At 63.6% G+C, this 3,202-nt stretch carries 3 protein-coding genes and 1 pseudogene; 3 read left to right on the top strand and 1 reads right to left on the bottom strand.

The window, feature by feature from the left end:
* Together B4I46_RS16890 and B4I46_RS16885 are read left to right on the top strand one after the other, a co-directional pair.
* Positions 1-1,237, top strand: a pseudogene (locus B4I46_RS16890) (ABC transporter substrate-binding protein); the annotation flags it as partial.
* Between the two features lie 148 nt (positions 1,238-1,385).
* The gene (locus tag B4I46_RS16885) at positions 1,386-2,192 is read left to right on the top strand and encodes a hypothetical protein (protein ID WP_043859854.1); all 807 of its coding nucleotides are present in this window, start codon (positions 1,386-1,388) and stop codon (positions 2,190-2,192) included.
* Positions 2,193-2,213: 21 nt separating this feature from the next.
* Here the strand turns inward: B4I46_RS16885 and radC are convergent, their stop codons facing one another.
* Positions 2,214-2,894 (bottom strand): RadC family protein, encoded by a 681-nt coding sequence (gene radC / locus B4I46_RS16880; protein WP_043859855.1) that lies wholly within the window; start codon positions 2,892-2,894, stop codon positions 2,214-2,216.
* 135 nt (positions 2,895-3,029) lie between these two features.
* Between radC and B4I46_RS16875 the strand changes: the two genes are divergently transcribed.
* On the top strand, positions 3,030-3,202 hold a 173-nt coding region (locus B4I46_RS16875; RefSeq protein ID WP_286901060.1), incomplete at its 3' end, for a flavoprotein.

Genomic DNA, 3,202 nt, shown 5'->3' with positions numbered 1-3,202 from the left:
CTGAACGCCGACGACGTGCTGTTCAGCTTCCAGCGCATGCTCTACCCCGCCCACTCCTGGCACAAGATCACCCAGAGCGGCTACCCGCATGCCCAGTCGTTGCAGCTGCCTAGCCTGATCAAGCAGGTGGAGGCACCCGATCCGCTGAGCGTGCGCTTTACCCTCGACCATCCGGACGCGACCTTCCTCGCCACCCTGAGCATGGGCTTCGCCTCGATCTATTCGGCCGAATACGCCGACCAGTTGCNNCGGCACCGGCCCGTTCGTGTTCCAGCGTTTCCAGAAGGACGCAGTGATCCGCTACCGCGCCAATGCCGACTATTTTGCCGGCAAGCCGAGCGTCGACCCGCTGATTTTCGCGATCACCCCCGACGCCAACGTGCGCCTGCAGAAACTGCGGCGCAACGAGTGCCAGATCGCCCTGTCGCCCAAGCCGCTGGACGTTGCGGCAGCCGCCGAAGACGTAAACCTGAAGGTCGAGAAGACCGAGGCGTTCATGACCGCGTTCGTCGCGATCAACAGCCAGCACCCGCCGCTGGACAAGGTCGAGGTACGGCAGGCGATCAACCTGGCGTTCGACAAGACCAGCTACCTCAAGGCCGTGTTCGAAGGCACCGCAGTCGCCGCTGAAGGCCCCCTGCCGCCGAACACCTGGAGCTACGCCAAGGACTTGCCGGGTTACCCGACCGACGCGACCAAAGCCAAGGCGCTGCTGGTCAAGGCCGGGTTGCCGGACGGCTTCAGCACCACAATCTGGACGCGCCCTTCGGGAAGCCTGCTCAACCCCAACCCGAGCCTGGGGGCACAACTGCTGCAGGCAGACCTGGCGAAGGTCGGCATCAAGGCCGAGATTCGCGTGATCGAATGGGGCGAGCTGATCCGCCGCGCCAAGGCCGGTGAGCACGATTTGCTGTTCATGGGCTGGGCCGGCGACAACGGCGACCCCGACAACTTCCTCAGCCCGCAGTTTGCCTGCCCGGCAGTAGAGTCGGGGACCAACTTCGCGCGGTACTGCGACAAGCGCCTGGACCAGTTGATCAGTGCCGGCAAGACCACCAACGACCAGAGCGTGCGCAGCCGCCTGTACCAGCAGGCCCAGGGGCTGATCCAGCAGCAGGCGCTGTGGCTGCCACTGGCGCACCCCACGGCAGCGGTGCTGATGCGCAAGGATGTGGAGGGCTACACGGTCAGCCCGTTCGGCCGGCAGGACTTTGCCACGGTGAAGACCGCACGCTGAACGACTCGCGCCTGCAGGCTCCTGACAGCGTCCTCTGGCAGCCCGAAGGACACTGCAGCAGCCTGCACCGCGTGTTCAGGCCGCCAGGTGACTCTCGCCATCGACTTACGATGGTTGCCCAGCGAACCGCACCGTACGGATAGCCGCATTGGATATTGAATACTGGATCGAAGCGGCTATCGCCGGCCTCACCGTGGCACTGATACTCGGCCCGGTGGTCTTCGGCGCACTGCTTCTCTACATTGCTACCCAGCGATTGGCCGAAGCACTCGAGCACCTTCACAACTCGCCGCTGGTTGACGCTCATCGGTACAGCCTCAACCTGGGCCTGCGCCAACGATTCAGGGCAGTGGGCGACATCGCCGGCCTGTTGGCCTACCCCGATTGCCCGGTCGAGTTCGGGGGCCTGAGCGCAGAGGACATCAAGCGCTTCCCCGGCAACCTCAGAACGCTGCTGGTTCTTAGCCACCACCTCAGGCTGGCAATGCTGGCCGTTCTGGTGCTGCTGGCCCTTGCCCTGCAGGCGCTCAAAGCCGTTCAGCACCAGGGCGAGCCGACGGAGTTCGGGCTCGGCGGGTATTCACCCTATTGGCTGCCCCTTGCACTGCAACTGCCTTGCATCGCCGGCCTGGGGTGGGTCGCCACCCAGTACGCACAGGCTGGCATGCGCTACATGACCAGTGCATCCCGGTACCTTGCCAACTGCAAGGCGGTGGTGAATCGACAGCGCCCGGTGATGTACAACACGGTGTTTGGCAGAATCGTGTTTACCGTATGCATCGCTGCGCTTCTGGCTCATGCGAAGCTCTTCATCAGAACAGGATCGCTGCAGGCCGCAGACGTGGAGTCCTTTCCAGCCACGATCAGAACCGAGCTTGTGGTGCGTCACTACCTGCTGCTGGCTTCGGTTGTCGGGCTGGCTGCGTCGTTTGTTGCAACAAAGCTGATCGACTAGTACCGCCCACGCACAGCAGCGTCAGGCAGCGAACAAGCCCCGCTCCACCATCGACAATGGCTCCCCATCGCCGATGATGATGTGATCCAGCACCCGCACCTCGATCAGGCCCAGGGCTTTCTGCAAGCGCAGGGTCAGATTGATATCTGCCTGGCTTGGCTCGGAAACACCTGACGGATGATTGTGACAAAGGATCAATGCTGCGGCATTTCTGGCCAACGCACGCTTGATGACTTCCCGAGGGTAGACGTTGGCACTGCTGATGGACCCGCGGAACAACGCCTCGAACCCTAGAGGACGGTGCTTGTTGTCCAGGTACAGGCAGCCGAACACCTCGCTTTCTTCATGACGCAGCATCGATTTCAGGTAACGCCGGACCGCCCCCGGGCTCTGCAACGCCGGGTCGCGGATGATGGTTTCGGCCAAGTGCCGGCGCCCAATCTCCATCACCGCCTGCAGTTGCGCATACTTCGCCGGGCCCAGCCCCAGCTCACGCTGAAACGTCGGCTGATCGGCCTCCAGCAGTTGCCGCAAGCCGCCAAACTGCTGCAACAGGTGGCGCGCCAGGTCCACCGCGCTCTTGCCTGCCACACCGGTGCGCAGGAACACCGCCAGCAACTCGGCGTCCGACAGGCTCCCGGCCCCTCGCTCCAGCAACTTCTCCCGCGGGCGTTCCGCCGACGGCCAATCCCTGATACCCATAACTGTCCCTCTGTCTGTGTGTGGCTGCTCCCCATTTCAGCCCTGTGCTATCGTAGCCCCCTCTTTTTACGCGACGATTCGGCCTGGGGAGGCGTCGTCGCCGCGTGCAAACACTGATCAAAGAAAGGCAAGCCTATGCAGCGGCTGTATCGGAAACGCATCGTTCTTGGCGTCGGCGGCGGCATTGCTGCCTACAAGAGCGCCGAGCTGGTTCGCCGACTCCTGGAGCACGGCGCGCAAGTGCGCGTCGTCATGACCCACGGCGGGGCCGAATTCATCACCCCGCTGACCATGCAGGCCCTGTCCGG

It is taken from the genome of Pseudomonas sp. UBA7500 (assembly GCF_002478435.1).
Lineage (GTDB): Bacteria > Pseudomonadota > Gammaproteobacteria > Pseudomonadales > Pseudomonadaceae > Aquipseudomonas > Aquipseudomonas palmensis.
The sequence above is the reverse complement of the archived record's forward strand: the minus strand, read 5'-3'. Positions and strand labels throughout refer to the sequence as shown.

What these genes read in the sequence shown, in the direction of transcription:
- radC (WP_043859855.1), bottom strand. Translation starts at nt 2,894, where the DNA reads ATGGGTATCAGGGATTGGCCGTCGGCGGAACGCCCGCGGGAGAAGTTG.